The sequence below is a fragment of the Streptomyces sp. NRRL B-24572 genome (assembly GCF_002156145.1).
In the GTDB taxonomy this organism is placed as follows: Bacteria; Actinomycetota; Actinomycetes; order Streptomycetales; family Streptomycetaceae; genus Streptomyces; species Streptomyces vietnamensis.
The window spans coordinates 1-2,454 of the sequence record NZ_MWIG01000039.1 but is presented as its reverse complement, the minus strand read 5'-3'; the positions used below and the strand labels follow the sequence as shown (position 1 = coordinate 2,454).

Genomic DNA, 2,454 nt, shown 5'->3' with positions numbered 1-2,454 from the left:
CGCGGCGGACGAACTCCTTCCAGGAGAGGCCGCCGCGCGAAGGCCCCCGAGCTCCCCGTCGTCCTCCTGGAGGACCTCGGCGCCCTCGTCGGCCTCGTTCTCGCCCTCGGCGGCGTCGGCCTCGCCCTGGCGACCGACAACGGCGTCTGGGACGGCATCGGCACCCTCTGCATCGGCGTCCTGCTGATCGTCATCGCGCTCATCCTGGCCGCCGAGACCAAGTCGCTCCTCCTCGGCGAGGCCGCGGGCGTCGACGACGTCAAGAAGATCGAGGCGGCCGTCGTCGACGGCGAGACCGTCACCGGCCTCATCCACATGCGTACGCTCCACCTCGGCCCCGAGGAACTCCTCGTCGCCGCCAAGGTCGCCGTCCGGCACGACGACACGGCCTCCCAGGTCGCGAACGCCATCGACGCCGCCGAGGAGCGCATCCGCGCCGCCGTCCCGATCGCCCGGGTCATCTACCTGGAGCCCGACATCTACAGCGAGAAGGCCGCCTCCGCGGGCCCGGACCCGGCCGCGACCCCGGGCGGCACCGGCCACTGACCCCACGGATACGTACGCCCCACCACCACAGGCCCCCGGGACCACACGCCCCGGGGGCTTCGTACGTCCGTACGGGGTACGGGCACCGGACGCGGGAAGGACGCGGGAAGGACGGGCGGTGGGCCCGATGCGGACTGTGGCCGCCGCACCGATCGGTGTAGATTCGTGACCAGCCAGACGTCGCTGCTGATGGCGGTCGGGCGGTCCGCGGACCGGCCGAGGGAGAGAGGGCCTCCGACGACGGCACCCAGGAAGCGCCCGGGCATTCGTATGCCCAGAGGGCCCTGCCGTGGTGCCAGGCGCCTCAACCGACCCTCGCACTCGCACACACGAGGAGCAGCACAGTCATGACGACTGCCGCCCACCAGGACTTCAAGGTCGCCGACCTCTCCCTGGCCGCCTTCGGCCGCAAGGAGATCACCCTCGCCGAGCACGAGATGCCCGGCCTGATGTCGATCCGCCGCGAATACGCCGAGACCCAGCCGCTCGCCGGCGCGCGCGTCACCGGCTCGCTGCACATGACCGTGCAGACCGCCGTCCTCATCGAGACCCTGGTCGCCCTCGGCGCCGAGGTCCGCTGGGCCTCCTGCAACATCTTCTCCACCCAGGACCACGCCGCCGCGGCCATCGCCGTCGGCCCGAACGGCACCCCGGAGAACCCCCAGGGCGTCCCGGTCTTCGCCTGGAAGGGCGAGACCCTGGAGGAGTACTGGTGGTGCACCGAGCAGGCCCTCACCTGGCCGAACTCGCCCACCGGCGGCCCGAACATGATCCTGGACGACGGCGGTGACGCCACCCTCCTCGTCCACAAGGGCGTCGAGTTCGAGAAGGCCGGCTCCGCCCCGGACCCGTCCACCGCGGACAGCGAGGAGTACGGCCACATCCTCCGCCTCCTCAACCGCACCCTCACCGAGAACCCGCAGAAGTGGACCCAGCTGGCGTCCGAGATCCGCGGCGTGACGGAGGAGACCACGACCGGTGTCCACCGGCTGTACGAGATGCACCGCGAGGGCGCCCTGCTCTTCCCGGCGATCAACGTGAACGACGCGGTGACGAAGTCGAAGTTCGACAACAAGTACGGCTGCCGGCACTCCCTGATCGACGGCATCAACCGCGCCACCGACGTCCTGATCGGCGGCAAGACGGCGGTGGTCTGCGGCTACGGGGACGTCGGCAAGGGCTCGGCGGAGTCGCTGCGCGGCCAGGGCGCCCGCGTCATCGTCACCGAGATCGACCCGATCTGCGCGCTCCAGGCGGCGATGGACGGCTACCAGGTCACGACCCTCGACGAGGTCGTCGAGACCGCCGACATCTTCATCACCACCACCGGCAACAAGGACATCATCATGGCCGCCGACATGGCCAAGATGAAGCACCAGGCCATCGTCGGCAACATCGGCCACTTCGACAACGAGATCGACATGGCCGGCCTCGCCAAGATCCCGGGCATCGTCAAGGACGAGGTCAAGCCGCAGGTCCACACCTGGACCTTCCCCGACGGCAAGGTCCTCATCGTCCTCTCCGAGGGTCGCCTGCTGAACCTCGGCAACGCGACCGGCCACCCCTCCTTCGTGATGTCGAACTCCTTCGCGGACCAGACCCTGGCCCAGATCGAGCTCTTCACCAAGCCGCAGGAGTACCCGACCGACGTCTACGTGCTCCCGAAGCACCTCGACGAGAAGGTCGCCCGCCTCCACCTGGACTCGCTCGGCGTCAAGCTGACGACCCTCCGCCCGGAGCAGGCCGCCTACATCGGCGTCGAGGTCGAGGGCCCGTACAAGCCGGACCACTACCGCTACTGATGCCCCGGCCGGCGGCGCCCGCGCGCTGACGCGGCGCCGTCCCGGACACCCGTAGAGGACTCAGGCAGGCCCCCGCACCCCCGTGCCGGGGGCCTGCCTGAGTCCT

At 70.4% G+C, this 2,454-nt stretch carries 2 protein-coding genes; both read left to right on the top strand.

Going from position 1 to position 2,454, the window contains the following annotated elements; genetic code table 11:
• Positions 1-546: cation diffusion facilitator family transporter (locus CCN56_RS02575; RefSeq protein ID WP_373412809.1), on the top strand; the 546-nt coding region annotated here is incomplete at its 5' end.
• A gap of 347 nt (positions 547-893) precedes the next feature.
• Positions 894-2,348, top strand: coding sequence for an adenosylhomocysteinase (gene ahcY / locus CCN56_RS02570; protein ID WP_086822964.1), 1,455 nt, complete (start codon positions 894-896; stop codon positions 2,346-2,348).
• Positions 2,349-2,454 lie beyond the last annotated feature (106 nt).

Bases quoted from the DNA above. Each gene is read 5' to 3' on its own strand.
- ahcY (WP_086822964.1), top strand. From the start codon at position 894: ATGACGACTGCCGCCCACCAGGACTTCAAGGTCGCCGACCTCTCCCTG.